The sequence below is a fragment of the Chryseobacterium sp. C-71 genome (genome assembly GCF_020911865.1).
Lineage (GTDB): Bacteria > Bacteroidota > Bacteroidia > Flavobacteriales > Weeksellaceae > Chryseobacterium.
This window is the reverse complement of the sequence record NZ_CP087131.1, coordinates 3,993,142-4,017,790: the sequence shown is the minus strand read 5'-3', so window position 1 is coordinate 4,017,790 and position 24,649 is coordinate 3,993,142. Positions and strand designations below refer to the sequence as shown.

22 protein-coding genes are annotated in these 24,649 nt (G+C 33.9%); 12 read left to right on the top strand and 10 right to left on the bottom strand.

Going from position 1 to position 24,649, the window contains the following annotated elements; all coding sequences use genetic code 11:
• Window positions 1-46: 46 nt before the first annotated feature.
• The 6 genes from LNP04_RS18600 to LNP04_RS18575 form a co-directional block, all read right to left on the bottom strand.
• Entirely contained in the window at window positions 47-472 is a 426-nt protein-coding gene (locus LNP04_RS18600) for an SRPBCC domain-containing protein (protein WP_229984374.1), read from the bottom strand.
• A gap of 114 nt (window positions 473-586) precedes the next feature.
• Window positions 587-2,200 (bottom strand): Na+/H+ antiporter, encoded by a 1,614-nt coding sequence (locus LNP04_RS18595; protein ID WP_229984373.1) that lies wholly within the window; start codon window positions 2,198-2,200, stop codon window positions 587-589.
• 73 nt (window positions 2,201-2,273) lie between these two features.
• The gene (locus tag LNP04_RS18590) at window positions 2,274-2,759 is read right to left on the bottom strand and encodes a hypothetical protein (RefSeq protein WP_229984372.1); all 486 of its coding nucleotides are present in this window, start codon (window positions 2,757-2,759) and stop codon (window positions 2,274-2,276) included.
• Between the two features lie 46 nt (window positions 2,760-2,805).
• On the bottom strand, window positions 2,806-3,810 hold the full coding sequence (locus LNP04_RS18585) for a bestrophin family protein (RefSeq protein WP_229984371.1): 1,005 nt from the start codon (window positions 3,808-3,810) through the stop codon (window positions 2,806-2,808).
• 33 nt (window positions 3,811-3,843) lie between these two features.
• Window positions 3,844-4,518, bottom strand: coding sequence for a DUF2490 domain-containing protein (locus tag LNP04_RS18580; RefSeq protein ID WP_229984370.1), 675 nt, complete (start codon window positions 4,516-4,518; stop codon window positions 3,844-3,846).
• A 114-nt stretch (window positions 4,519-4,632) separates the two neighbouring features.
• On the bottom strand, window positions 4,633-5,025 hold the full coding sequence (locus LNP04_RS18575) for a DUF1398 domain-containing protein (RefSeq protein WP_229984369.1): 393 nt from the start codon (window positions 5,023-5,025) through the stop codon (window positions 4,633-4,635).
• Between the two features lie 338 nt (window positions 5,026-5,363).
• On the opposite strand from LNP04_RS18575, the gene LNP04_RS18570 reads away from it, so the two are divergent.
• The 4 genes from LNP04_RS18570 (at window position 5,364) to LNP04_RS18555 (ending at window position 11,949) form a co-directional block, all read left to right on the top strand.
• Complete coding sequence (locus LNP04_RS18570; RefSeq protein WP_229984368.1) at window positions 5,364-6,110, top strand: hypothetical protein; 747 nt, start codon at window positions 5,364-5,366, stop codon at window positions 6,108-6,110.
• 379 nt (window positions 6,111-6,489) lie between these two features.
• Window positions 6,490-8,904 (top strand): hypothetical protein, encoded by a 2,415-nt coding sequence (locus LNP04_RS18565; protein ID WP_229984367.1) that lies wholly within the window; start codon window positions 6,490-6,492, stop codon window positions 8,902-8,904.
• A gap of 212 nt (window positions 8,905-9,116) precedes the next feature.
• Window positions 9,117-9,353, top strand: coding sequence for a hypothetical protein (locus tag LNP04_RS18560; RefSeq protein ID WP_229984366.1), 237 nt, complete (start codon window positions 9,117-9,119; stop codon window positions 9,351-9,353).
• Window positions 9,354-9,495: 142 nt separating this feature from the next.
• Window positions 9,496-11,949 (top strand): DUF5686 family protein, encoded by a 2,454-nt coding sequence (locus LNP04_RS18555; protein ID WP_229984365.1) that lies wholly within the window; start codon window positions 9,496-9,498, stop codon window positions 11,947-11,949.
• Between the two features lie 98 nt (window positions 11,950-12,047).
• Here the strand turns inward: LNP04_RS18555 and folP are convergent, their stop codons facing one another.
• On the bottom strand, window positions 12,048-12,917 hold the full coding sequence (gene folP, locus LNP04_RS18550; protein ID WP_407928614.1) for a dihydropteroate synthase: 870 nt from the start codon (window positions 12,915-12,917) through the stop codon (window positions 12,048-12,050).
• Window positions 12,918-13,107: 190 nt separating this feature from the next.
• Between folP and LNP04_RS18545 the strand changes: the two genes are divergently transcribed.
• Genes LNP04_RS18545 through tpiA form a run of 5 tightly spaced genes read left to right on the top strand, consistent with a single transcriptional unit; the run spans window position 13,108 to window position 18,113 of the window.
• On the top strand, window positions 13,108-13,674 hold the full coding sequence (locus tag LNP04_RS18545) for a DUF1599 domain-containing protein (RefSeq protein WP_229984364.1): 567 nt from the start codon (window positions 13,108-13,110) through the stop codon (window positions 13,672-13,674).
• Between the two features lies 1 nt (window position 13,675).
• Window positions 13,676-14,785: a BT_3928 family protein gene (locus LNP04_RS18540; protein ID WP_229984363.1), complete on the top strand. Its 1,110-nt coding sequence runs from the start codon at window positions 13,676-13,678 to the stop codon at window positions 14,783-14,785.
• A gap of 55 nt (window positions 14,786-14,840) precedes the next feature.
• Window positions 14,841-15,191, top strand: coding sequence for a TerB family tellurite resistance protein (locus tag LNP04_RS18535; protein WP_162087024.1), 351 nt, complete (start codon window positions 14,841-14,843; stop codon window positions 15,189-15,191).
• Window positions 15,192-15,211: 20 nt separating this feature from the next.
• Window positions 15,212-17,341, top strand: a complete 2,130-nt coding sequence (locus tag LNP04_RS18530; RefSeq protein ID WP_229984362.1) for a S9 family peptidase — start codon at window positions 15,212-15,214, stop codon at window positions 17,339-17,341.
• A 13-nt stretch (window positions 17,342-17,354) separates the two neighbouring features.
• Window positions 17,355-18,113 carry a triose-phosphate isomerase gene (tpiA, locus tag LNP04_RS18525; RefSeq protein WP_229984361.1) on the top strand — a complete coding sequence of 253 codons (759 nt, stop codon included), beginning with the start codon at window positions 17,355-17,357 and terminating at the stop codon, window positions 18,111-18,113.
• A 113-nt stretch (window positions 18,114-18,226) separates the two neighbouring features.
• Here the strand turns inward: tpiA and clpP are convergent, their stop codons facing one another.
• The 3 genes from clpP to LNP04_RS18510 form a co-directional block, all read right to left on the bottom strand.
• Window positions 18,227-18,916 (bottom strand): ATP-dependent Clp endopeptidase proteolytic subunit ClpP, encoded by a 690-nt coding sequence (gene clpP, locus LNP04_RS18520; RefSeq protein ID WP_229984359.1) that lies wholly within the window; start codon window positions 18,914-18,916, stop codon window positions 18,227-18,229.
• A 151-nt stretch (window positions 18,917-19,067) separates the two neighbouring features.
• Window positions 19,068-21,038, bottom strand: a complete 1,971-nt coding sequence (gene dnaG / locus LNP04_RS18515; RefSeq protein ID WP_229984357.1) for a DNA primase — start codon at window positions 21,036-21,038, stop codon at window positions 19,068-19,070.
• Window positions 21,039-21,159: 121 nt separating this feature from the next.
• Window positions 21,160-22,068 (bottom strand): hypothetical protein, encoded by a 909-nt coding sequence (locus tag LNP04_RS18510; RefSeq protein ID WP_229984356.1) that lies wholly within the window; start codon window positions 22,066-22,068, stop codon window positions 21,160-21,162.
• A 529-nt stretch (window positions 22,069-22,597) separates the two neighbouring features.
• Between LNP04_RS18510 and tsaE the strand changes: the two genes are divergently transcribed.
• From tsaE to LNP04_RS18495, 3 genes are all read left to right on the top strand, one after another.
• A complete protein-coding gene (gene tsaE, locus LNP04_RS18505; RefSeq protein WP_229984355.1) occupies window positions 22,598-23,005 on the top strand; it encodes a tRNA (adenosine(37)-N6)-threonylcarbamoyltransferase complex ATPase subunit type 1 TsaE in 408 nt (135 codons plus the stop codon).
• A 70-nt stretch (window positions 23,006-23,075) separates the two neighbouring features.
• The gene (locus tag LNP04_RS18500; RefSeq protein ID WP_229984354.1) at window positions 23,076-24,269 is read left to right on the top strand and encodes an alanine dehydrogenase; all 1,194 of its coding nucleotides are present in this window, start codon (window positions 23,076-23,078) and stop codon (window positions 24,267-24,269) included.
• Window positions 24,269-24,640 (top strand): hypothetical protein, encoded by a 372-nt coding sequence (locus tag LNP04_RS18495; RefSeq protein WP_229984352.1) that lies wholly within the window; start codon window positions 24,269-24,271, stop codon window positions 24,638-24,640. The genes LNP04_RS18500 and LNP04_RS18495 overlap by 1 nt, the downstream gene beginning before the upstream one ends.
• Window positions 24,641-24,649: the final 9 nt, after the last annotated feature.

The window sequence follows — 24,649 nt, the reverse complement described above, 5'->3', positions numbered from 1 at the left end:
TAATTCATTTGTATTATCAATCAAAATAATTTTGGCGATTTCGCTATTAATTTTCCAGATATAATTTAAGGCTTTGTCCGATAATTTCGTTCCAGCCTTGGGTAAAACTCTCTTTAGCAAATCCTTCACCTAAATCTTTCAACTTTTCAGTTCCTTCATGAGTTAATGTCACAAAAGTTCCGTTTGCATCAGACTCCAAATTCCAAGTCACAAAAGTTTTTTCATTAGAAAAAGTGGGATAAAACCACGAGTGTTTCAATTTTTGGTTTGAAATAGCTTCAATGATCTCAATCGTATGAAGATATTTTTTTTCTTCACCCGGCTCATAAAAATTAAAAGACTTTCCGACTTCGGCTTCAAAATCTGCAACATCAAAATACCATGATGGCAATTCGTTTTTATCAGTCAATGCTTTCCAAACTCTTTCAATGGGCGCGTTGATTTTCTTTTTGATAATGATTGAATTTTCCATGTGAATGTTTTTTAATGAGTTTTTGTCCAAACTTTTATTTTAACGCAAAGTTCAATTAGATTTTTTCAAATTAAATCAATATAATTTAGCCAAATTCTGAAAACAAACAATGATTTAAGAGTGACTAAATCCTGTAATTTTAGCTTCATCAAAATCCAGCTGCATTTCAATCGTTCTCATCACATGGTCGTCGAATATTTTATCCCGCTTCATGCGGTGAAGTTCGTTTCTCTGCGCCTGAATAACCTGCCTCAAAACATCTTTATTTTCGTTCATTGCACTAGCATAATCTACTGCAGAGCCCATGCATTGTGCTTTGTCAGCAATTAATTTCATTTCATTTTCCAGCTTGTAAATTTGATGTCTCACGAGACTATTGCTTTCAGATAATTCAGAAAAATCTGTAGTCAATTTCTGAAGTGCTGTCTCTTTTAATTTTTTCAGTAAAATTGCTTCCTGTTTTTCTTCCGGCAATTCGCTTCCGGCATCATCAACTTTTAAAAATTTTAAAATTGGAGTCAACATCAAACCTTGCCCTACTAAAGTTATCAAAATTATCACGAAAGTCACGAATAAAATAATATTACGATGCGGGAACGCCTCTCCGTTTGGCAAAAATGCAGGAATAGAAAGGGCTGCAGCTAATGAAACTACTCCCCGCATTGCTGCAAAACTAATGATAAACGGTTCTCGCCAATCGGGTTTTGGATTTTCTGACCTTAATTTTTTAGATAAAAACCACGGAAAATACATAATAGAATAACTGTACAGCAATCTTGTTAAAATAATTGCCCCACCAATGACAATACTATAAAATATTCCTTCTGAAATGGTGTAGTCTTTCATTGCAGCGACTACAATCGGTAATTCAAGACCAATTAAGATGAAGATAATGGTATTCATCAGGAAAATGAGGACACTCCAGACATTGCCGGACTGAATTCTTGAGGTATGACTAAGATAGCAATGCGAATTGTATGACATCAGTAATCCGCCTGCTACAACAGCTAAGACCCCGGAAAAATGAAAATGCTCTGCACCGACATACATGATGTAAGGCACTATCAATGTAATTACTGTATCAATATTTGAGTTGGAAGGAATTAACCTAAGAAAAAATCCGAAAAGGAATCCAAACGCAATTCCAATTGCGATACCGCCCACTGCCATAATGAAGAAATCACCTATCGCATCTCTCCAGATGAACTGTCCGGAAATCACCGCAGCTAAGGCAAATTTAAATACAATTAAACTCGATGCATCATTAATCAAACTTTCACCTTCCAAAATACTGGTGATCTTCTTTGGAATTTTCATGTGCTTCAAAACAGAAGTTGCCGCAACCGCATCTGGAGGAGAGTTGACTCCACCTAACAAAAATCCCATCGCTACAGTCAAGCCAGGAATTATGGAAGATGAAAGATAAGCAACAACCACTGAGGTCAGAAATACCAATCCGAAAGCCATTGAAAAGATTTGTTTTCGCCATTTATGAAAATCTTGCCACGAGGTAAACCATGCGGCTTCAAATAAGATGGGTGGCAGGAAGATCAGAAAAACCAAATCCGGCTCGATTTCTATGTGTGGCATTCCCGGTACAAGACTGATGATCAATCCGGCAATCACCAGAAAAATAGGGTAAGCTACTTTCAGCTTCTGCCCTATCATCACGAGGATCATTACAGACAATAAGACCGCAATGGATATGGTAACGTAAGTGTGGATCATGGTTGATTTGTTTAAAATATTAATATAAACACAAATAATTCTAATTTGCGTTTTAAAGTGATTTATAAAAAAATTATTTCTTTATGTATCTAGCCTTATGATCAAACTGAAGTGATGGTAAATCATATTCTTCAAGAATTTTAATTATTCCTGTTTTATTTGAATTATAAAATTCAATGTCATTAGCTAAATATGTCTTCCCTTTTTCAAAAACGATACTGTAATATGGATCATCTGGATCATCTGGATCATCTGGTTTTGTAAATGAAGCAAATGTTTTAATGTTATATTTATCTGAAAATATTTTACTTAAATAAAACTGCCTTTCCTCGTAGTGAGTATTAGGAGTTCTATAAATTGATATATTAAAACTGAATTCTTTCACATCAAAATTTAGTTTCGTATTAAAGAAAATATGATTTGGATTATTAAAATCTATTTTTTCCGGTTCGTTATCATTGAAATCCCAATGAAAAGTCGTCAAACCTGAAAAAACCTCAGACATTGTATTGATAATCTGTCCATTATCTAAAGATTTATCTAAAAAAATATCTTCCATAATATTTTTCATTAATGAAAACCGTTATTTTTCTCAATCTTTTACTCTAAAGTACAATTTGTTTGATCGGAGTAATTGCAGGCGGAAGATCTTTTTCATCCAACATATCTCTCATATCAATTTCTATTGTACGGCTTATTTGCGTAATCGGAACGTCATTTGGGCTTCCTTCAAAAGGATTTACAGAAGCTTCTCCTACGCTGTCTAAAGTGTGAAAACACCAAGTCACCAAAAGAGAAAACGGAATATTAAACCACAAAGTGTAGTTCTCAAGAGCTGTTCCATCACCCATTTTTGCAAATTCTTTTACCAAACCGAAAGGCACAAAAACGATGAATAAAATCAGAAGATATGTCGTAATGGAAGAGAAGTTCCTCGGATACGGAAAATTCTTGATTCTTTCTGCCTTACCCTGATCATCAGTAAATTTCACCAATTGCTGATTGATTTGTGACCATTGAAAATCATTGATTTCACCATTTGCATAAGCTTCAGAAATCTCTTTACTCTGCAAAGCCATCAGTTGGGTTGCACGGTTTTTTTTGCTTAAAATATATTTCAGCTCGTCTTCTGCAAGATATTTTTTCAGTTCATCTTCAATTTTAAAAGTTCTTTCCTGAATTTCATATTTTTTCGCATATTCTTCAAACTGAGACACATTCATCATTTCCCAGGCTCTCGGTTCTCTCAGTTGAAAACGAAGTGCTGTCAGCCAAGCATAATGACGTTCAAACATTGCTTTTACTTTAACCGGATTTTTACCCGACAATGAATCTCTCAAAATATACCCGAAGCTCCTGCTGTCATTGATAATGGCACCGTAAATCTGTCTGGCTTCCCAAAGACGGCTGTAACTCGCATTATTTTTAAATCCTACAATAAAAGCAACCGCAGTACCCATAATTGCGATTGGCTGCCATGGAAATGAAAGAAAGGTAAAGCCAAAATAATATAAAAGCGTGGGAATTATGGCCAAAATCAGTAAAACATAAATACTTCTTTTAGTCCAAACTATAAATTCGATAGCGCTAAATCTTTTTCCTGAATGCATTTGTTTAGTTTTTGTGTTTAAAGGTATTTAATTTTAGTTTCTTGTGAATGGAATATTGTTGTAAAAACCAATCTGTATTTGTCCGCGGTTTTTATTTTCCTGAATCTGATTCATGTAGCCCGCTTCGATTCTCATGTTTTTGTTGATAACAAATCCTAAAGCACCATAAACACGATTTCTATCGAAAACCGGACTGTCTAAATGCAGAAAAATCTCATTATAAGCAGAAACATACAGAGTTTTTGGAAGCATTTCTTTATTGGTAACAGGAATATTTAAACCTAATAAATAACGGAATCTCATCCTGAAATCATCCTGTAAAAAACGTTCTTCTAAACGGTAACGATGCTGAAGATTGAATCTTCCAAATTTCTGTTTAGTAATATATTGCTGGAAAATCCGGTGCTCGATATTCTCAGTTTTTTCACCTTTAACGTAAGGCTGACTCAGAATAAAACCGTAACCTAATAAAATATTGTTGTTATTTTCTGTTAAATCATACCCAATTCCGGTGCGGATGAGAAGTTGCTCTAAATCACCAATTCCATCAAAATTACGGTATTGAATTTCATTATGGAAATTTAGTTTTTTACTGATTTTATTATTTCCGAAATACATATACCATGCCCCAAGACTATTATCTTGTGCAAAAGAATATGCTGAAATACTTATAAAAAAAAATATCGTCAACTGCCTGATAACCCTCATACTTTACTTCTTTATTATTACTATCTATCAAAATACCAAATTTAATAATTTCAATCAATAATAACAAATAAAAATTTAAGTTTACAAAATTCTCAGGCAGGAGATAAGTTGAGATTAAGAAGGAACTTTTTCTACTAAAATATCTTTCCTTTTTTTGTCAAAATAAGTGCAGGTCATATCGTTCAAATTCATTTTCCAGCCTTCTACTCCATTCTCTGCACAGTCTTTACAAAAAGTCATGTAATCTGTGCCGCCTTGCTGATGAAGTTTCAACTGAATTTTAAAATTTTCAAGATTTAAGTTCTCTGAGATTTGTAAAGCGTCATATTTACTTCCGGTTTTTGCAGAATGATTTTCTGTATCAAAATATTCTGTATTTCCGTCTGAAACGTAAGCCGTGTAGTGAGAAACGCCAAGATTCTTTATTGCCTGAATATATTTAGGAAAATCTGCTCCGCTTTTTACTTTCTGGTGTTCTGCTTTGATTTCTTCAATTGTGAATTTCATTTTGTTGTTTTTTTAAATTTTAATATTAATTGTTTTTATAATGCTTATTTTAACGCAAAGGTGCGCAGAGATTTTTTTAACAGTTGGCTGTTTAAAGTTACACAAAGCCGTTCCACTTATAAAAGTTTATTAAGTTTTCAATTTGAGATATTTTTCAACATTAAGAATTTAAAGATTTTGAGAAATATTAAGTTTAGCGTTGCTTTAAGAATATAGCTAAAAAATCTGTGAAGATCTGTGCGATCCGTGGGACAAAATAAAGCTCCAAAATAATAATTTAACGAAGCAGAAACTTTTTGGTTTCTGTTTTGTTATTATCTTTTCTTAAAATATTATTTATGAAAAATATTCTCATTATCTTTTTTACCTCGTTGATGCTGATGGCGTGTCAAACGAAGGAAGACAAAGTTCAGGATTTTGTCAAAATGTACAACAACTCATCCTCGATGATGATCAACCAAATGATCAAATCAACGAAAGCAAGTTCTACCTCACCGGATTTGGTTAACATCGATGTAACAACGACTTACCAAAGTGGTGACATGGAAAGTGATCTGGTCAGCAAATCTCTTCCCGATTTGATTGCTCAGGCTATTAAAAGTGAAAAAATAGGTAAAGAACTTTTTGAGAGTGGTGTAAAATTTAACCTGAAAGTTCACAGTGCAGATTCAAAAGTGATTATTGATAAAACAATCGACGACAAAAACCTGAAAGAATCGGTTGATTTTAACGCAATTGCTAAAGGAGAAAAACCAAGCACCAATGATTTAAACCAAATTTTAGAGGCATTTAATAAAAACTTACCGATTGTTGATCCGGCAACAGGAACTAAAATTGTAAGTATAAAAGCGGATGCAGAAAAAAATCTTATTTATACCAACGAAGTTCCGGATAGTTATATTCCGATGCTGAAATTAGAAGGTTCTGATAAACTTATGAAAGAAGAAATGATCAAAACGCCTCAGGTTCAGCAGGTTTTCCAACAGACTGCAGTTTTAGGGGTAAATAATCTAAAATATGTCTACACCGATTCTAAAGGAAAAGTGATTAAAGAAATTGTGATTTCAAAAAATGATTTGAAATAAACAGTAAAATTTTTAAATTCAATATAATAATGCCGGTTCATTCCGGCATTATTATTTGTATTCATTCTTACTATTGAAGTTACCTTAACAATGTGAGCGCTTTGGATGGTAAATAAAATCTTTTTTGACCGCAAAAGATCCAAAAGAAATGATTGAGAAAAACTTTATATAGAGAGTTGCAAAAGACAGCAAAATGTAAAACCTCTAACTTATCAATTTATTAGCTTTTGAATAGCTGATAGTCTCGTAAAATCTTTTGTTTCTATTGCGGTTAAAATTTTAATGTATAATTTTTTTGCAGTAAATTGAATTACAAAACTTCAATTCAAAAACTTTCTTACCCAAAGAAATATCAGTAATTTTGTGGCAGATTTTTTTCATGAAAAAGGGGCTTATTTTTTTATTTCTGTGGATATTTGTTTTTGGTTTTTCACAATCAAAACTCACAGTAATTAACGAAGCCAAAGGAACACCTATTGCCAACGCTATCATTTCATGCAATGATAAAATTCTGGGAACAACCGACGATAATGGATTTTTGGAATTTAAATCTAAATGTAAAAATATCCAGATTAAAGCGTCTAATTATTTCAAAGAAAGTGCAATAGTTGAAGATGAAATGACCGTCACGCTCATCAACACTTCATCGAAAACACAATCCATAGAAACCGTTATTTTAGAAGATAAAAGTGATCCAAAAGCTCTTGAAATTTTAAGAAAAGTAAATCAGTTTTTTAAAAGTAATTCTCCACGCAGTTTAGATTCTTACACCTACAAATCTTACGACAAAATCTCTTTAGACATCGATCAGGATAGTATTTCTGTTTATAATGAAATTTTTAATAATAATTTTAACCTTTTCAAAAAACAGAAAACCAAAGATTCTATCAATGATGTTTCGGCTCGGAGAATATTTTCTAAAAGTAAATTATTTCTTTGGGAACGGGCTCAGGAATATTTGTACTCAAAAAAGTACGGTGAAAAAGTTAATATTTTAGACAACCGTATCTCAGGACTGAAGCAACCCATTTATGAACTGATTGCCCTACAGGGAAACAGAGATAAAATCCCGGAACAGATAAAGCCGGAAAACCGTGGTCTGTACAGGTTTTACCTCACTGATTCAATTGAAATTGAAGGCAGAAAAAACTTTGTGCTCCGATTCCGTGAAGTCAGTTATAAGAAATCGGTGAAAAGGAGAAAATTCAGCGGATATTTATATATCGATATTGATACGTATGGCATCAAAAAAATAGAAAGCATCAGTAAAGATAAAAATGAAGGCAACATCACAAGCACTTGGACATTCTTCAACAACAAATGGTTTCTGGCAGAAGAAAGCGTAAAACTGAGAATGAGCCGAATGATGATGAATAGTGGAGAATCAACTGGAAATTCTGAAAATCATTTAAAAAAACACAAAAACAGCTTTGGAACGTATGCCTATCTGAGTTCTAAGTATTTTGATTACGAATCTCCCATTGAGGAAAATCAAAAAGACTTCAAAGGCTACACTTTTACCGTAAAAAATGCTGACGGAAAAACGCTTCAGAAATACAGAACCGAACCTTTATCTGATCGTGAGAAAAACACCTATTTCGTCATCGACAGTTTAGGAAAAAAATATAATGTTGACCGCAAAGCCAGAATTTTAACAGGTTTAATTAACGGACAAATCCGAGCAGGAAGTTTTGATTTTGACATTGGCGAGGTCTTCAATTACAACTTGTACGAAGGTTTCAGATTGGGTCTGAAAGGAAAACTGAATGAGAATTTTAATCCTTATTTCTCCCCAGATTACTATTTTGCGTACGGTTTGAGTGATGAAAAATTCAAATACGGAATCGGGCTCGACATCAAAACGACACTTGATAAAAACTCTTTTTTTAGAATTGAATATTATGATGATGTAAACTCTTCAGGAGAATTTTACCGCAGACTCTGGACGTTCAGAATGCGGATGATGAATTATGGAAACAACATCAACAACGACAAATATTACCGTTACGAAGGTGCATCAGTATCGTATTTAAATGACGTTAGCAACGGTTTGACACTCGCATTTGCTGCAAGAAGAAATACGGAAGAAGCAAAGTTTGATTACAATTTCAGAAACAGCGGAACAACTTTTGAAAACTTTTATACTCTGGTAACACTGAAATATTCTCCGAATTCCACCAATATTATGACGCCGCAGGGAAAATCGCTGATTGACCAGAAATATCCTGAGCTGTATTTTAATTTTGAGCAGAGTTTCAAAGCGTTGGGTGGAGATTTTAATTACACTCGTTTTGATGCTTTGTTTGTACAGAATTTTAAAACCGGTTTGGGAACTACAGGCCTCAGATTATATGGCGGAGTGGTCTTAGGCGAAGCACCCATATGGAAACATTTTACAATGAATGGTCTGGCGTCGCCGAGCCGTGACATTAATTTCAACCTTACTTCCTATTTGGGATTTGCCACGTTGGAAGGTGGGAAATTTTACAATGACCGATTTGTAGCCTATTATTTAACCCATAAGCTTCTTTGGTATTTTAAAAGTATCGGGCAGAATGTTTCGAGTTTAGATTTTGTTTTAAGAGGAACCATCGGTGATATGAAGCATCCCGAATATCATGATTTCAGATTCAGAAAATTAGATCATTTATATCAGGAAGTTGGATTGGAATGGAATAATTTCCTTTCTTCTTACTTCAATTTGGGTATTTTTTACAGAGTCGGATATTATACAACGTACAGTTTTAAACAGAATTTTGCATTTCAGTTTAAACTTAAGTTGTTGGAATTTTAAAATGAGTAATTGGTAATTATTAATAAGTAATCTGATTCCTCGTAATCAATTATAATAAAAAGATACTTTGTTGTCTTCGCTGAGTGAAATCAAAGATTCGACGTAGTCAAACGCCTTTGCGAACTTAAAAACAGCGAGCATTTAAAAAAATCTTTGCGCACTTTGCGTTTAAAAACAAAACTTATGTTAAATTAAATATTCAAGATAAATCAATGAAAAAAATAGAAATTAAAGCAGAACAGTTTTTTGAACTATTAAGACTAAAAGACACCTCGATGTGGGCAATTTTCTCACAAATGATCGATGGTGAAGAAAAAGAAATGATTTTCTTAGACAATGAAGACAAAATTTTATTTAATTATATCTTACCCGACAATCAGGAGCAACTGGAAGAAGACAGAATAAAATTCTCTAAAGAATTTACTGAAAAACAGGCACATCTTAATTGATAAATAAATTACATTAAGAATTCTTAACTTCTACGGCACTTAATTTGCCATAGCTGATTTGATTTACATGATTTTCAACTTAAAATAAAAAGAAAAGAAAATTCATCACCAGCCAATCAAATTTAATCGTTAGAAATTCTTTATGAAAAAATTGTATTTATTGCTGTTATCACTCGGATACATCAGCATTTTCTCACAGTCGAAAATTACCGTTAAAAGTTCAGGAGATCAGTCTGTGATCTCTAATGCTTCAGTGACCTGCAATAACAAATTGCTGGGGAAAACAGATGCTTCCGGAGTTCTCAATTTCAGAACAAAATGTAAAAAAGTAGAAGTTTCTGCGAGAGGTTTTTATGAAGATGATGTCGTGGTTGATAAAGTGATGGAAGTTTTTTTATCAAAGGCTGATTCTAAAACTCAAAATATACAAACGGTAATTCTTGAAGATAAAAGTGATCCGCGAGCTTTGGAGATTCTTAGAAAAATCAATGATAATTACAAGCGGAATTCTCCGCTAAGTCTGGATTCTTATTCATTTAAATCTTACGAAAAAATTTCTTTAGATTTTGATGAAGACAGTATCAATGCTTACAATACATACATCGCCAACCGAATTGATTCGCTGAAAAGTCTTCCACAGCAGCCGATGAAAGCTCAGGAAAAAAAAGATTCTCTAGAGTCTGTGAACCTGATGAAATTGGTTGGGAAAAGCAAAATGTTTTTGTGGGAAAGAGCTTCACAAAGTTTATATTCAAAAAAATACGGCGAGAAAACCAATATTTTAGACAATAAAATAGCAGGTTTAAAAGAACCCATTTATGAATTGATGGCTTTCCGTTCCAACAGAAATGTAATTCCGAAAGAAATAAAAGAAGAAAACAGAAACCTTTATCGTTTTTTCCTGACTGATTCTATTGAGATTGACGGCAGAGAAAATTACGTGATTCGTTTTCGCCAGGTAGATTATAAAGAGGCCGTAAATAAAAGAAAATTTAACGGATACATCTATGTTGACAAAGAAACCTACGCTTTGAAAAAAATCGAAAGCAACAGCAAAATTAAAAGTGAAGGAAGCATCACCAGTATTTGGAAACCTATCGAGAACAAATGGTTTCTGGTGAAAGAAAACTACAAACTCAAAATGGGCTCTACCTCTTTTGATACCGAAGATTCATCAGATAAAAATAAAAGCAAAGAAGAGAAAGAAGCCGACAAAAATGCAAGAAAGAAATTTGGAAGTTATGCCTTTGCAACTGCAGATTATTTTGATTTTAAAACTCCCATTGAAGAAAAACCACAAGATTTTAAAGGCTATACGATTGATGTGAAAAATTCTGACGGAAATCTGATTGATCAATACAGAACTGAAAATCTGACCGATCGTGAAGTAACTACGTATTCAAAAATTGACAGTTTGAGCAGCAAATACAAACTGGACCAAAAAGCCAAAGCCCTTACCGGTTTGCTGAAAGGAAAAATAAGAGTGGGAATGGTAGATTTTGATTTGGCAAGATTAATTGGTTACAATAAATATGAGCATTTCCGTTTTGGAGCGGGTGCAAAACTGAACGAAAAATTCAATAAATACATTTCGCCTGATGCTTATTTTGCTTATGGAATTTATGACAAAGATTTTAAATACGGAGCCGGAGTTGACGTTCGTACAACGTTAGAAAAGAACTCTTTTTTCCGTGTGGAATATTTCAATGATGTAATGGCAGCAGGTCGATTTTCAGAAAATCTATGGAATTTCAGAATGAAAATCATGAACTCCGGCGTAGCACTGAACAACGGAGTTTTCTTCGGACATGAAGGTTTTAAAGTAAGTTATGAGAATGACATCACCAACGGATTAACCGTAAATGTTGCCGCAAAAAGAACGCAGGAAGAATCTAAATTTGCTTACAATTACAAAGGTTTGGGAAGTCAGTTTGATGTTACTTCATCAACGATTACCTTAAAATATTCTCCGAATTCAAAGAATATTATGACGCCAACCGGAAAATATACATACGAGCAAAGTCTTCCCGAAGTGTATTTAAATTACGAGCAAGGATTCAAGAGTTTCGACGGAGATTTTAATTTCAGCAGATTTGATGCACTTTTCGTTCACAATTTTAAAACAAAACTGGGTGTAACTGGTGTAAGAGCGTATGGAGGAATTATCGTTGGCGATGCTCCGATCTGGAAAAATTTCACCATGAATGGTTTGGGGAAAGGCAATGGCGGATTAAATTTTAACCTGACTTCATATCTTGGTTTTGCAACGATGGAAGGTGGAGAATATTACAACGATAAATTTGTGGGAGCTTATCTGACGCACAGACTTCCGTGGTATTTTAAAAGTTTTGGGAAGAATGTTTCAAGTTTCGATTTCATCTACAGAGGGACAATCGGAGATATGAAAAATCCAGAATTTCATCAATTTGAATTCAAAAAACTAGATCATTTGTACAATGAGCTGGGTCTGGAATGGAATAATTTCCTTTCTTCACAATTCAATCTTGGATTTTTCTACAGAGTCGGACATTACAACACACCGAAGTTTAAAGATAATTTTGCCATTCAGTTTAAATTGAAATTATTAGGGTTTTAAAGATGAGTAAGTGGTAATTTAGTACTGAATTATCCAAAAAAATATTTCAAAAAACCTCTCAAGATTTACGTTTTGAGAGGTTTTTTTTTGACTAAATTTTAGTTATTTAAAAATTCATCAATAGTCTTTTTTGCTTCAGAGACATCATGCACACGCAGGATTTTTGCACCTTGATGTAAAGCTTTCAGGTGTAGTTTTTGAGTTTCTTCATTAATGTCTAAAGCAGATTTACCTAATGGCTTATAAATAAATGATTTTCTTGAAATCCCGATCAGCAAAGGAAAACTTCCAAAACCGAAAAATTCCACCTCATCAATCATTTTCATCTGATCTTCCACCGTTTTTCCAAAACCAAAACCCGGATCAAGAATAATATCTTTGATCCCGATTTTTAATAATTCATCGGTTTTCTTTGAAAAATACTGATTGACCGTCAAAGTAATATCGGCGAAAGAAGTTTTTTCATGCATCGTTTGATATGACGGATTGACATGCATTAGAATGTAAGGAAGTTTTGTTTCGGCAACGGCATCAAGCATTTCCACATCAAACTGTCCGCCTGATATATCATTAACGATATCAATTCCTTCATTAAAACAAAATTTCACTGTTTCAGCATAAAAAGTATCGAGTGAAATTAGAGCCTCAGGAAATTCTTTTTTAATTAATGAAATGACGTTTCCAATTCTTTTAATTTCCTCTTCACTGCTCAAAAAATCTGCATTCGGCCGTGTAGACTGTGGACCGATATCAATCATCAATGCTCCATCTTTCAACAACTTTTCAGCCTGTTTCAATGCAGATTTTTCATCATTAAATTTACCTCCGTCCGAAAAAGAATCGGGTGTGAGATTCAGAATTCCCATCAATTGTGGTACATTTAAATCTATTAATCTTCCGTTACAGTTGATTGAATGGAAGTTCTGGGAAGTGTGGAACGGCGAAAGAATTACATTATTTGCAGGCATCCGGATACATCGAATTTATTTCCGCAAAAATAAACTAAAACTTCACAAAATTTAAATGAAATTAACTTTTAGAAATAATAAAATTAAAAACCACAAATCTTAAACTCTCGCTCGGTCATACTCAAAAACTCTATGCCATATTCCCGCTACCTAAAACCTAATTCGTATATTTGGGCTATTAAGAGAATGTATGTTAAAAACTTCAATCCAGTTCGAGAAAATTATCAGCGAATGTCGTGATCTTTTCAGTAAAAAATTACAAGATTACGGTGCAGCTTGGCGAGTTTTGAGACCGAGTTCAATTACCGACCAAATCTACATTAAAGTCAACAGAATCCGCACATTACAGATGACAGATGTGAAAATGATTGACGAAAGTGAAGAAGGAGAATTCATTGCTGTCGTCAATTACTCGATTATTGGTCTGATTCAATTAGAGAAAGGTTTTTCGAATGATTTTAATGAAAATAAAGATGAAATTTTAAGTCTTTATGACCAGTATGCTCATGAAGCTCAAGCTTTAATGGAAAGAAAAAATCACGACTATGGCGAAGCGTGGAGAGACATGAGAATTTCTTCAATTACTGATTTAATTTACCAAAAAGTTTTAAGAACAAAACAAATTGAAGATAATCAAGGCGTTACCATCGTTTCGGAAGGTCTGGATGCGAATTATTTTGATATGCTGAATTACGCAGTGTTTTGTCTGATTAAATTCTCAGAAAAAGAAAACAATATAGAACATCAAATTATATAATATGATTAAAGGTTTATTACGTTTCGTCGTCGCCATCATTTTCATCCTTTCAGGGTTTGTTAAAGCAGTAGATCTGGTAGGATTTTCATTTAAAATGGAAGAATATTTTGAACCATCGGTTTTTGACATGCCGTTTTTTGTAAAATTTGCTTTGCTTTTTTCAATCATTGTGGTGGTTTTAGAATTGTGGTTAGGTTTTATGCTTTTGCTGAAATTTAAACTGAAATTCACGCTTTCTGCACTGATCGCCTTGTGTGTTTTCTTCGGATTTCTGACGTTTTATTCAGCCTACTTCAATGTAGTAACTGATTGTGGATGTTTCGGAGATGCCATTAAATTCACACCTTGGGAAAGCTTTGTGAAAGACATTGTTCTTTTGGTTGGACTTATCATTCTGTTTTTCTTATACAGAAAAGAATGGAACAAAAAAGATGATTACTCAAGTTCATCAAAACCTCAAAACAACAAATTATTTTCAATCGCATTCGGGATTTTTTCAGGAATCATGATTTTCATTATGGCTCAAGGCATTATCAATGAACCAATCATCGATTTCCGTGATTATAAAATTGGGACAGATTTGAAAGCTGAAAAAGTAAAAATCAGCAAAAATCCTTCAGAATACAAAACTTTTTACTCGTTAAAAAATTCGAAAACTGGAGAAGTTTTGAAGGTAAATCAGGATGATTATATCAACCAGACAAAATATTGGGAAGAAGGCTCACCATGGAAAATTGAAGAAGATAAAAATGAGTCTAAACTGATGAAACAAGGATATAAATCTGAGATTGCTAAATTTAAGATTGAAGATCCTACAGGAATTGATTTAACGGATGAAATTATCAATGCTCCGAAAGCCATTTTGGTGTTTTCTTATCATCCGAAAGAAGTTTCAGCCGACTTGCTAAAGAAAGTTGAAGCCAAAGTAAATACTGACAAAACTGCAGTTGTTTATGGAATTTCTACCATTCCGACGACTTTTAAAACCATTAAAAATGCAATGATGGATGGTACTGCAATCAAAACGATAGCAAGAAGCAACCCGTTCGTTTTAACATTGCAAGACGGGAAAATTGTAGACAAACAGCCCGCTAAAAATTATATTGACTAATCAATTGTAACCTTTTAGACATTTTTTTAAATAAAAAAAATTAAAACATATTTAAATGCATAAATCAAATAAATCAATCGCTGGTTATCACTTATTAATGATTCTTTCTTCTGTAGACGGAGAATTTGCACCGGAAGAAGGAATGCTTGTACAACAATATCTGGCAGAGGAATTTCCATTTAAAATCAATTTGGATAACGAATTGGAAGCCATTGCCCTACTTCAGCCAGAAGAATGGAAAGATCATTTTGAATTTCACGGACGTTGTTTCTTAGATGATTCTACGGAAGAAGAACGTAAAAGTTTTATTCAATTTGCAAAAACTTTGATAAAGGCCGATGATGTAGTAACTGACGAAGAGCATACTTTTTATACGCTTCTGAAAAATCTTTGGAATCTGGCATAGACTTTTGAAAAAATACAGCCATGAAAAAAATTTATTTAGGATTATTAGCTATGAGTATTTCTGCAACCTATCAATCTCAAAAATTCCCAGACTTAAAAGCTCCTGTTGCAGAAAAGCAGGAACATATAAGAGAAATTCATTCCGATAAGGTAAACGATCCTTATTACTGGATGATCGATTATTTTAAAAAAGCAAAAGATTCTTCAAAGGTTGTAGATTATCTGAAGGCAGAAAATTCTTACTGGGAAGGGATGATGAAAGATACAGAGCCTTTCAGAGACCAGCTTTTCAAGGAAATGAAGGCTAGAATAAAGGAAAAAGATGAATCTGTTCCTACTTTTAAAAACGGTTATTATTACTACAGCCGTACAGAAACAGGAAAACAATACTTCAAATATTGCAGAAAAAAAGGAAGCCTTACTGCTCCCGAAGAAATTCTTCTGGATGTAGATCAAATGGCAGAAGGTCATGCATATTATTCTGCTTCGGGCTTCAGCATCAGCTCAGATAATACCAAAATGATTTTCGGAGTAGATGATGTTTCCAGAAGACAATACAAATTATTTTTAAAAGATCTTTCGACAGGAAAAACGACTGACCTGGGCATTAAAAATACAACTGGTTCTGCAACCTGGGCAAATGATAACAAAACTATTTTTTACACGTCAAAAAACCCTGAAACACTTCTGACAGAGAAAATTTTCAGACATTCTCTGGGAACAGATGTTTCTAAAGATGTTTTGGTGTATGAAGAAAAAGACAAAACCAATTACATCGGTGTAGGAAAATCTAAGAACGAAAAGTTCATCATGATCTATTCCGGAGCTACAACTTCTTCTGAAACAAGATATATTGATGCCAACAAGCCCAACGAAATTTTCAAAGTTTTTCAACCGAGAATGAAAGATGTTTTGTATGATGTAACTCCTTTGGAAGATCGATTTTTAGTCACAACCAACAAAGATGCTCTCAACTTTAAAGTGGTAGAAACCCCTTTAAACAAAACAGGAGTCGAAAACTGGAAAGATTTTGTTCCGCACAGAAAAGATGTGTTGATGGAAGGAATCAGCGAGTTTAAAAATTATCTGGTTTTCAGTGAAAGGCAAAACGGACTTTCGCAATTGGTGATCTATGATAGAAAATCAGGTAAAAAAGAATTTTTAAAATTCGATGAACCTGCGTATACCGTTTATCCATCGGGGAATCCAGAGTACAATACCGATAATTTCCGTTTTGGTTATACATCACTTGTTACTCCAAGTTCTCAGTTTGAGCAAAATTTAAAAACAGGAAAAAGAATTTTACTGAAAGAACAGGAGATTTTAGGCGGATACAATAAAACTAATTACACTACAGAAAGACTTTTTGCAACAGCAAAAGACGGCACAAAAATTCCGATTTCTATCGTTTATAAAAAAGGTTATAAAAAAGATGGGAACAGCCCGCTTCTACTCTACGCTTACGGATCTTACGGAAATTCTATTGATGCAACATTCAGCAGTACAAGATTAAGCCTTTTAGACAGAGGTTTTGCGTTTGCAATTGCGCACATCCGCGGAGGCCAAGAAATGGGAAGGCAGTGGTATGAAGACGGTAAAATGATGAAAAAGAAAAACACTTTTACAGATTTTATAGATGCCGGAGAATATCTTGTGAAAGAAAAATATACTTCACCAAAACATTTATATGCACAAGGAGGAAGTGCAGGAGGTCTATTGATGGGAGCTATCGCAAATATAAAACCTGACCTTTGGAACGGTATAATTTCCCAGGTTCCGTTTGTAGATGTTGTGAATACAATGATGGATGAAACTATTCCATTGACCACTAATGAATATGATGAATGGGGAAATCCTAATAATAAAGAAGCTTATTTTTATATGAAATCATATTCTCCTTATGAAAACATTGAGAAGAAAAACTATCCGAATATTTTGGTTACGACAGGTTTGCACGATTCTCAGGTACAGTATTTTGAGCCCGCAAAATGGGTCGCAAAATTGAGAGATCTAAAAACTGACAAAAATGTATTATTATTAAAAACAGATATGGCTTACGGTCACGGCGGTGCTTCGGGAAGATTCGATTACCTGAAAGATACTGCTTTGGTGTATGCTTTTATGTTTAAATTAGAAGGAATTAATAAATAATTTTAGATAAACTATGAGACGAAAAATAGTTGCAGGAAACTGGAAAATGAACAAAAACGTAATTGAAGCACAGCAGTTGATGATTCAATTATTAGGTTATAAAAATGAAAATAAAACCAACTGTGAAGTTTGGATTGCTCCCCCATCTTTATATTTAATGATGGCTAAAGACATCTTTGAAAAAGATGAAATCGGAGTTTTTTCTCAAGACATGAGCGAATTCGAAAATGGTGCTTACACAGGTGAACTTTCTGCAGATATGCTGGAATCGATTGATGCAACAGGTTCTTTAATCGGTCACTCTGAAAGAAGACAATATCACGGTGAAAACGACGAAAGCTGCAATAAAAAAGTAAAACTAGCTTTAGATAAAGGTTTAATCCCTGTTTACTGTAATGGTGAAACCCTTGAACAGAGAAAAGCAGGACAACACTTAGATGTTGTAAAAACTCAGACTGAAACGGCTCTTTTCACGCTTTCTGCAGAAGAAATCAAGAAAGTTGTGATCGCATACGAACCGGTTTGGGCAATCGGAACTGGCGAGACTGCAAGTCCGGAACAGGCGCAGGAAATTCACGCTCACATCAGAGGAATTATCGCTGAAAAATACGGTCAGGAAGTTGCTGACGAAGTTTCTATTCTTTATGGTGGTTCTGTAAAACCTGATAATGCAAAAGAAATTTTCTCTCAACCAGATATCGACGGTGGATTAATTGGCGGAGCAGCTTTGAAGCTGGAAGATTTTTCTAAAATTATTGAGGGGTTTAATTAATTTGAAAATTTGTCAATAAGCTAATTTGAAAATAAAAAAAGGGACGTAATTTACAATTACATCCCTTTTTTATATTCTGCCTAATTTTCAAATTAGCTTATTAGCAAATTATACTACAATTTTTCTTTCTTAGCTCTCTGTAAAACCTCATCGACCATTCCGAATTCTTTCGCTTCGGTAGAAGTCATCCAATAATCTCTGTCAGACGCTTTTTCTACCCATTCGTAAGTCTGTCCAGAATGCTCAGAAATGATGTCATACAATTCTTTTTTCAATTTCAACATTTCTCTCAAGTTGATTTCCATATCAGATGCAACACCTTGTGCACCTCCAGACGGCTGGTGAATCATCACTCTTGAATGCTTAAGCGCAGAACGTTTTCCTTTTTCACCTGCAACTAATAAAACAGCTCCCATAGAAGCGGCAATACCTGTACAGATTGTTGCAACGTCTGGCTTGATGATCTGCATTGTGTCATAAATTCCTAAACCTGCATAAACGCTTCCACCAGGAGAGTTGATATAGATCTGAATATCTTTTGCAGAATCTGAACTTTCTAAGAACAAAAGCTGCGCAGTCACAATATTAGCAACCTGGTCGTCAATTCCTGTTCCCAAAAAGATGATTCTATCCATCATCAAACGAGAGAAAACGTCCATTTGTGCAACGTTCAATCTTCTTTCTTCCATGATATAAGGAGTAAGGTTGGTTGGCCCATACATTCCCATATACTGATCGGTTACCAAACCGCTATTTCCTAAGTGTTTTACAGAGAAATCTCTGAATTCTTTTTTAATGTCCATATTTCTATTGGTATATTTTTAAATTTAATTAAGATGTAATTTACAACTTTTATTCCTAAAATTTTATAGGACTTTTTGGCAGTTTAGGTAGCAGATTATTATCTAAAAATAATTTTTTACGATTTAGTTGAATCCTAACATCTAATTTCTGCTATCTTTTTACATAAATTCCTTTAATCGGAGAATAACCTAAAATCTCTGACAGTTGCATAGATGCCTGTTTCAGCAAAGTTATTTTTTTAATTGATTCAAAATATTTAGACTCGTTATCTTTATAATTTTCAAGGCTTTCAGTAGTTTCTTTAATTAAATAATCGATGTATCTGAACTTATGAATCAGAATATCACCTTCCACCTGAGTATTGATTTTGTCACCATAATTAGGCGGAAAAATATTTCTTGAAGCCCAGTTTTCAAGATCATTTAATGGCATAATGGCATCAACAACTTTTGAGGTAATATTTTCATCCATAAATGTGACAAAGAAGTTTCCTTTCCGAAGTTCTTCATTGGCAATTCCTTCTTTAATGCTGTCAATGATGATTTTATTCAGCTCAACTTGAAATTCGTAATTTTCTTCCTCAAAATGATGAAGAATTTCTTCAATCACCGTAATGTCATACTTTTCGTTGGCTTCATTTTCTCTGTGTAATACTACATCACCAAAATTCAACATTAGATTAACCAGATTATTTTCTTGATTTAACAAGTCAAATATAATCGGATCAACCTGTTCAACGCTGTCAGGAACAATTTCCAGTTTTGGCTGAACATTTTCTTTTGGTTGACTTTTAGGCGCCTGATTTTGAGTAATCTGCTTCTGAATATCCAGTTCATTAAACAAACTCTGCTCAGAAAGTCCGAATTTAGTCGAAACTTCTTTCAGATAAACCTCTCTTTTTAAGCCATTTTGGACGAAACCAACAGATTTTACAATATTTCTGATGGCCTCGGCTTTTTTTATCGGATCATTTCCGGCTTCCTTTAAAAGAATTTCAGCTTTGAAATCGATGAAATCCATCGCCTCATTTTCGATGAACTTTTCTACGTATTCCTGCGGATGTTTTCTGGCAAAAGAATCGGGATCATCACCTTCTGGGAAAAGCAAAACACGAATGTTCATACCTTCCGTCAGCAACATATCAATGCTTCGGAAACTCGCTTTAATTCCGGCATTGTCGCCATCAAAAAGAATGGTTACATTTTCGGTAAGCCTTTTAATTAATTTGATTTGTTCGGTCGTCAGAGAAGTTCCTGAGCTCGCCACTACATTTTCAATTCCTGAAAGATGAAGCGAAATCACATCCATATAACCTTCCACCAAAAGACAGATGTTTTTTCTCGAAATCGCCTGTTTACCTTGGTTCAAACCATATAAAACATTTGATTTGTGGTAAATTTCTGTTTCGGGAGAATTGAGATATTTGGCTGTTTTAATATTGCTACGGAGAATTCTCGCTCCAAAACCTAAAACTCTTCCCGAAAAACTGTGAATCGGGAACATCACTCTTTCACGGAAACGGTCAATCCCAGCCGGAGAATTTTCAGGAAAAATTGACAGTCCTGATTTTTCTAATATTTCTTTGGAATAACCCTTATTTAAAGCAAATTCTGTAAATGCGTTTTTCTTTTCCGGAGAATATCCCAGTTGAAACTTTTTGATGATATCATCTTTCAGTTCACGCTCACGGAAGTACGATAAACCAATCGATCTGCCTTCTTCATTTTCCCACAGTATATTTTGGAAATACTCATTGGCAATTTCGTGAATTTTGTATAAAATATCTCTTTCAGACTGCGCATTTTTTGCTTCTTCAGAAAACTCACGCTGGTCTTCTTCAATCTCAATTCCGTATTTTTTGGCTGCATGCCGAAGTGCTTCAGGATACGTGAAATTTTCAATTTCCATCAAAAAAGAAATCGCAGTTCCTCCTTTTCCTGTTGAGAAATCTTTCCAAATCTGCTTGCTTGGAGAAACTACAAAACTTGGCGATTTTTCATCATGAAACGGGCTCAAACCTTTAAAGTTGGATCCCGCTCTCTTCAACTGCACATATTCGCCAACAATCTCCTCTACCCGGATTGTTGAGAATATTTTATCTATCGTCTGCTTGGAAATCATTGCGTAAAAATAAGAATTCCTAAAGTATTTTTAACAAAAAAACAGATTGATACTGTCTCAATCTGCTTAAATAATTTTTTAAAATCATTTGTATAAATAGAAAACTAAAAAAATACGTTAACTACAAAGTAGTATTCACAACACCAAAATCAATGGTAAGTACGGGTTCATAGAAATTGATGGGGCTGTTATCACCACTTCCTAAATATAATTTAATACCATTAGTAATAATTTCTTGGGTGACAATAATGGGTGAAAGCACCAATTCATCCCTGATTGTGGTAAAACCACTCGTTTTTGTCTGTTTAAAAAGTAAGTCTTTAATTTTTGTCCCTCCCGTTACCGTACCTGCTCCCGCATTATAAACAGCATTACCAGTATAAGCAACAAATCTGGAAGCTCCCGCATTCGCAGTGACCTCTTGATATTTTAAAGAAATATTGATGGACATTACGTTTCCTAAAAGCTGTTGCGGAACATTAATTTTAGAATTAGTATTATCCCAAATCACAAAATTATTCGGAGAGCCTGCCAATGGATTATTCTCAAGTATTAAATCTCCAGGACTTATATAACTGCAGTCAAACAATCTTAGTTTAGGCGAATCAGGAACAGTAAATGGTGTTGCACTAAAAGCATAGGTATTAATATCATTCAGCAAGATGTTCATCGGTTTAACAAACGCTAAAAGATTATTAATGGTCGTCGTTGTATTATCAACAGTCGCCCATAGACCGCCGTTCCAATAAAAAAAACCTTTGCCTTTAAGATTAATACCAATCCCTACCTGATTTACAACCGACGCAGCAGATGTTGCATATACCAGATTAGATTCTAATAACGTACCCGATATAGGCATGGAAAAAATTTCATCTCCAGTAAATCTGGGAATTATTAATCCTTCAACTTTCGTTAATGGGGCATTTCCGTCTATTTGGAGAGTTGTAGCTGGAGACACTGTGTTAATTCCAACCTGTGCAAATTGCCAACCGAAGATAAGCAGACCAAAAAGTAAATTTATATTTTTCATGACACTAGTTTTTATGTAGTATAAAATTAATAATACAAAATCAATAAAACCAAAAAGTAAATAATTTATTATTAAATAAATTATGCCTAAATTGTAAAAAACAACATAATTTATCTTAAATAATTATTAAATAAACAATTGTTTAACTATTAAAAAACAAATTCAAACAACATGTAAATAAGAAATTATTTTAATCAATATTATCAATACACTGAATTAGTATTAATAGTTTATATTCAATATATCGATTCTCAAATTTTCAACATCTTTTTATACAAACCTTTAATCAAAATTTCCGTCATATAAATACGTTCAATATAAATTTCAGTAATTTTGTCTTTTCAGAATTAGAGAACTATATTAAAATAGCTTTTTGATAAGAATATAGAATATTTGACATCTTTAAAAATTGCAGAAATAATTCTATGTACCTAAATCTTATCAAGAATGATCAAATCAGAAATCCTGAAATAACTATGGCAAGAACAAAAACTTTTCATGAATTATAGTTGAAAAATTTAAATAAAAAATGAATTTTAATATCACCAAATTAGAAAATTGGCAAGACGTTGTTGAAGAAATCACTCCTCAACTTCAACATCCGATTTTATTATTAAAAGGAAATTTAGGAGCCGGAAAAACTACATTTACTCAGTTTTTACTTAAAAATTTAGGTAGTGAAGACGAGGTGAATTCACCCACCTACTCTATTGTGAACGAATACAATACGTCTAAAGGAAAAGTCTATCATTTTGATCTTTACCGCTTAAAAAACATCGAGGAAGTCTTTGATATTGGCATTGAAGAATATCTTGACAATGCTTATTTATGCATTATCGAGTGGCCGGAAGTTTATGAAGAAGAACTCTACGGACTAAAGTACCATACCATGAGCATCCATAACAACGGTGAGAGCAGAGAAATCAGTTTCGACTAAATATTATGTATCTTTGTTCTAAGAAATCGATTGTATTATTAATTTTCTTTAAGTCATAATTGAATTTAAAATGAGTACCACAAATATTTTTACTCCTTTTTCCGAGGAAGAACTAATGCCAAAGGAGGAAAAGTTGGAAGTTATTAAAAAGGGCAAGCAATTCAGCATAGGAATTCCTAAAGAAACCTGTCTCAACGAAAGACGAACTTGTATAACGCCCGACGCGGTGCAGGTTTTGGTACAGCACGGCCATGAGATCATTGTAGAATCTGGTGCAGGACAAGGTTCTTTTTTTACCGACCTACAGTACTCAGAATCGGGAGCAATTATTACAAAAGATCCGAAAGAAGCGTTCAGTCAGGATTTGATTTTAAAAATCAATCCGCCTACTGATGAAGAAATTGATTATTTTAAACCAAATACTTATCTCGTTTCTGCTCTACAGATCAATCTTAGAGATAAAGACTATTTCCTAAAATTAGCAGAGAAAAAAATCAATGCCATTGCCTTTGAATTTATTGCTGATGAGTACAAACAATTGGCTTTGGTAAGATTAATCGGCGAAATTGCAGGTACAGTTTCTATTTTATATGCTTCGGAATTACTAGCCTTATCAAACGGACTGATGCTTGGTGGAATTACAGGTGTTAGACCCGCAGAAGTTGTTGTTCTAGGCGCAGGAATCGTTGGCGAATTTGCTACAAAAGCTGCCATTGGTTTGGGTGCAAGCGTGAAAGTTTTTGACAATTCGCTTTCAAAACTGAGAAGACTCCACACATTGGTTGACAGCAGAGTTCCCACCTCAATTATTGACCCGAAAGAATTAAGTAAAAGTCTTAGACGTGCCGATGTTGTCATTGGAGCCCTTCCAAGATTGAATATGCAGCCGATTGTCACCGAAGAGATGGTTTGCAAAATGAAAAAGGGCAGCGTCATCATCGATATTGCCATTGATTACGGCAAAGTAGTTGAAACGTCAGAACTGACTACAATGGAAGATCCTTACATCATCAAACATGGTGTTATCCATTGCGGACTTCCGAATCTGACCTCAAAAATGCCAAGAACAACCACGAAGGCAATCTCAAATTTTTTCCTTTCGTATATTCTAAATTACGATGTTGAGGGTGGTTTCGAAAATATGCTGATCCGCAAAAACGAAATGAAGCAAAGTCTGTATATGTATAAGGGCAGACACACCAAGAAGGTAATCTGCGACCGTTTCGGACTTACTTATCATGACATCAATCTTTTAATTTTCTAATGAAAAAAATAAAATTCTTTTTAATCGGTCTTGTTCCCGGATTGGTTATTGTATTTTTTGTTCTTAATAAAAAAGGCGTAAGCTGCAGCGGATATCTACCCAACAGCCGTGTCATCGCCGAAACTTTATCTAAAGATTTTAAATATTCCGAAAGCTTCAAGACAGAAATGGCAGCTTTAAAAGTAGATGAAAAATTCTTAAAAGACAGCATCATCACGGAAGGAAAAGTAGATTTCGACAGAAGTCACGCTCAGAAAAAACCTTGTCCGGATTACCTAATTTCTTATCCGAAAGACAATCCTCATTACGAGGTTTCATTCGAAAAATGTGCTGAAGAAGCTCAGTTATTAAGTTTAAAAAAAATAAAATAATCTACTGAG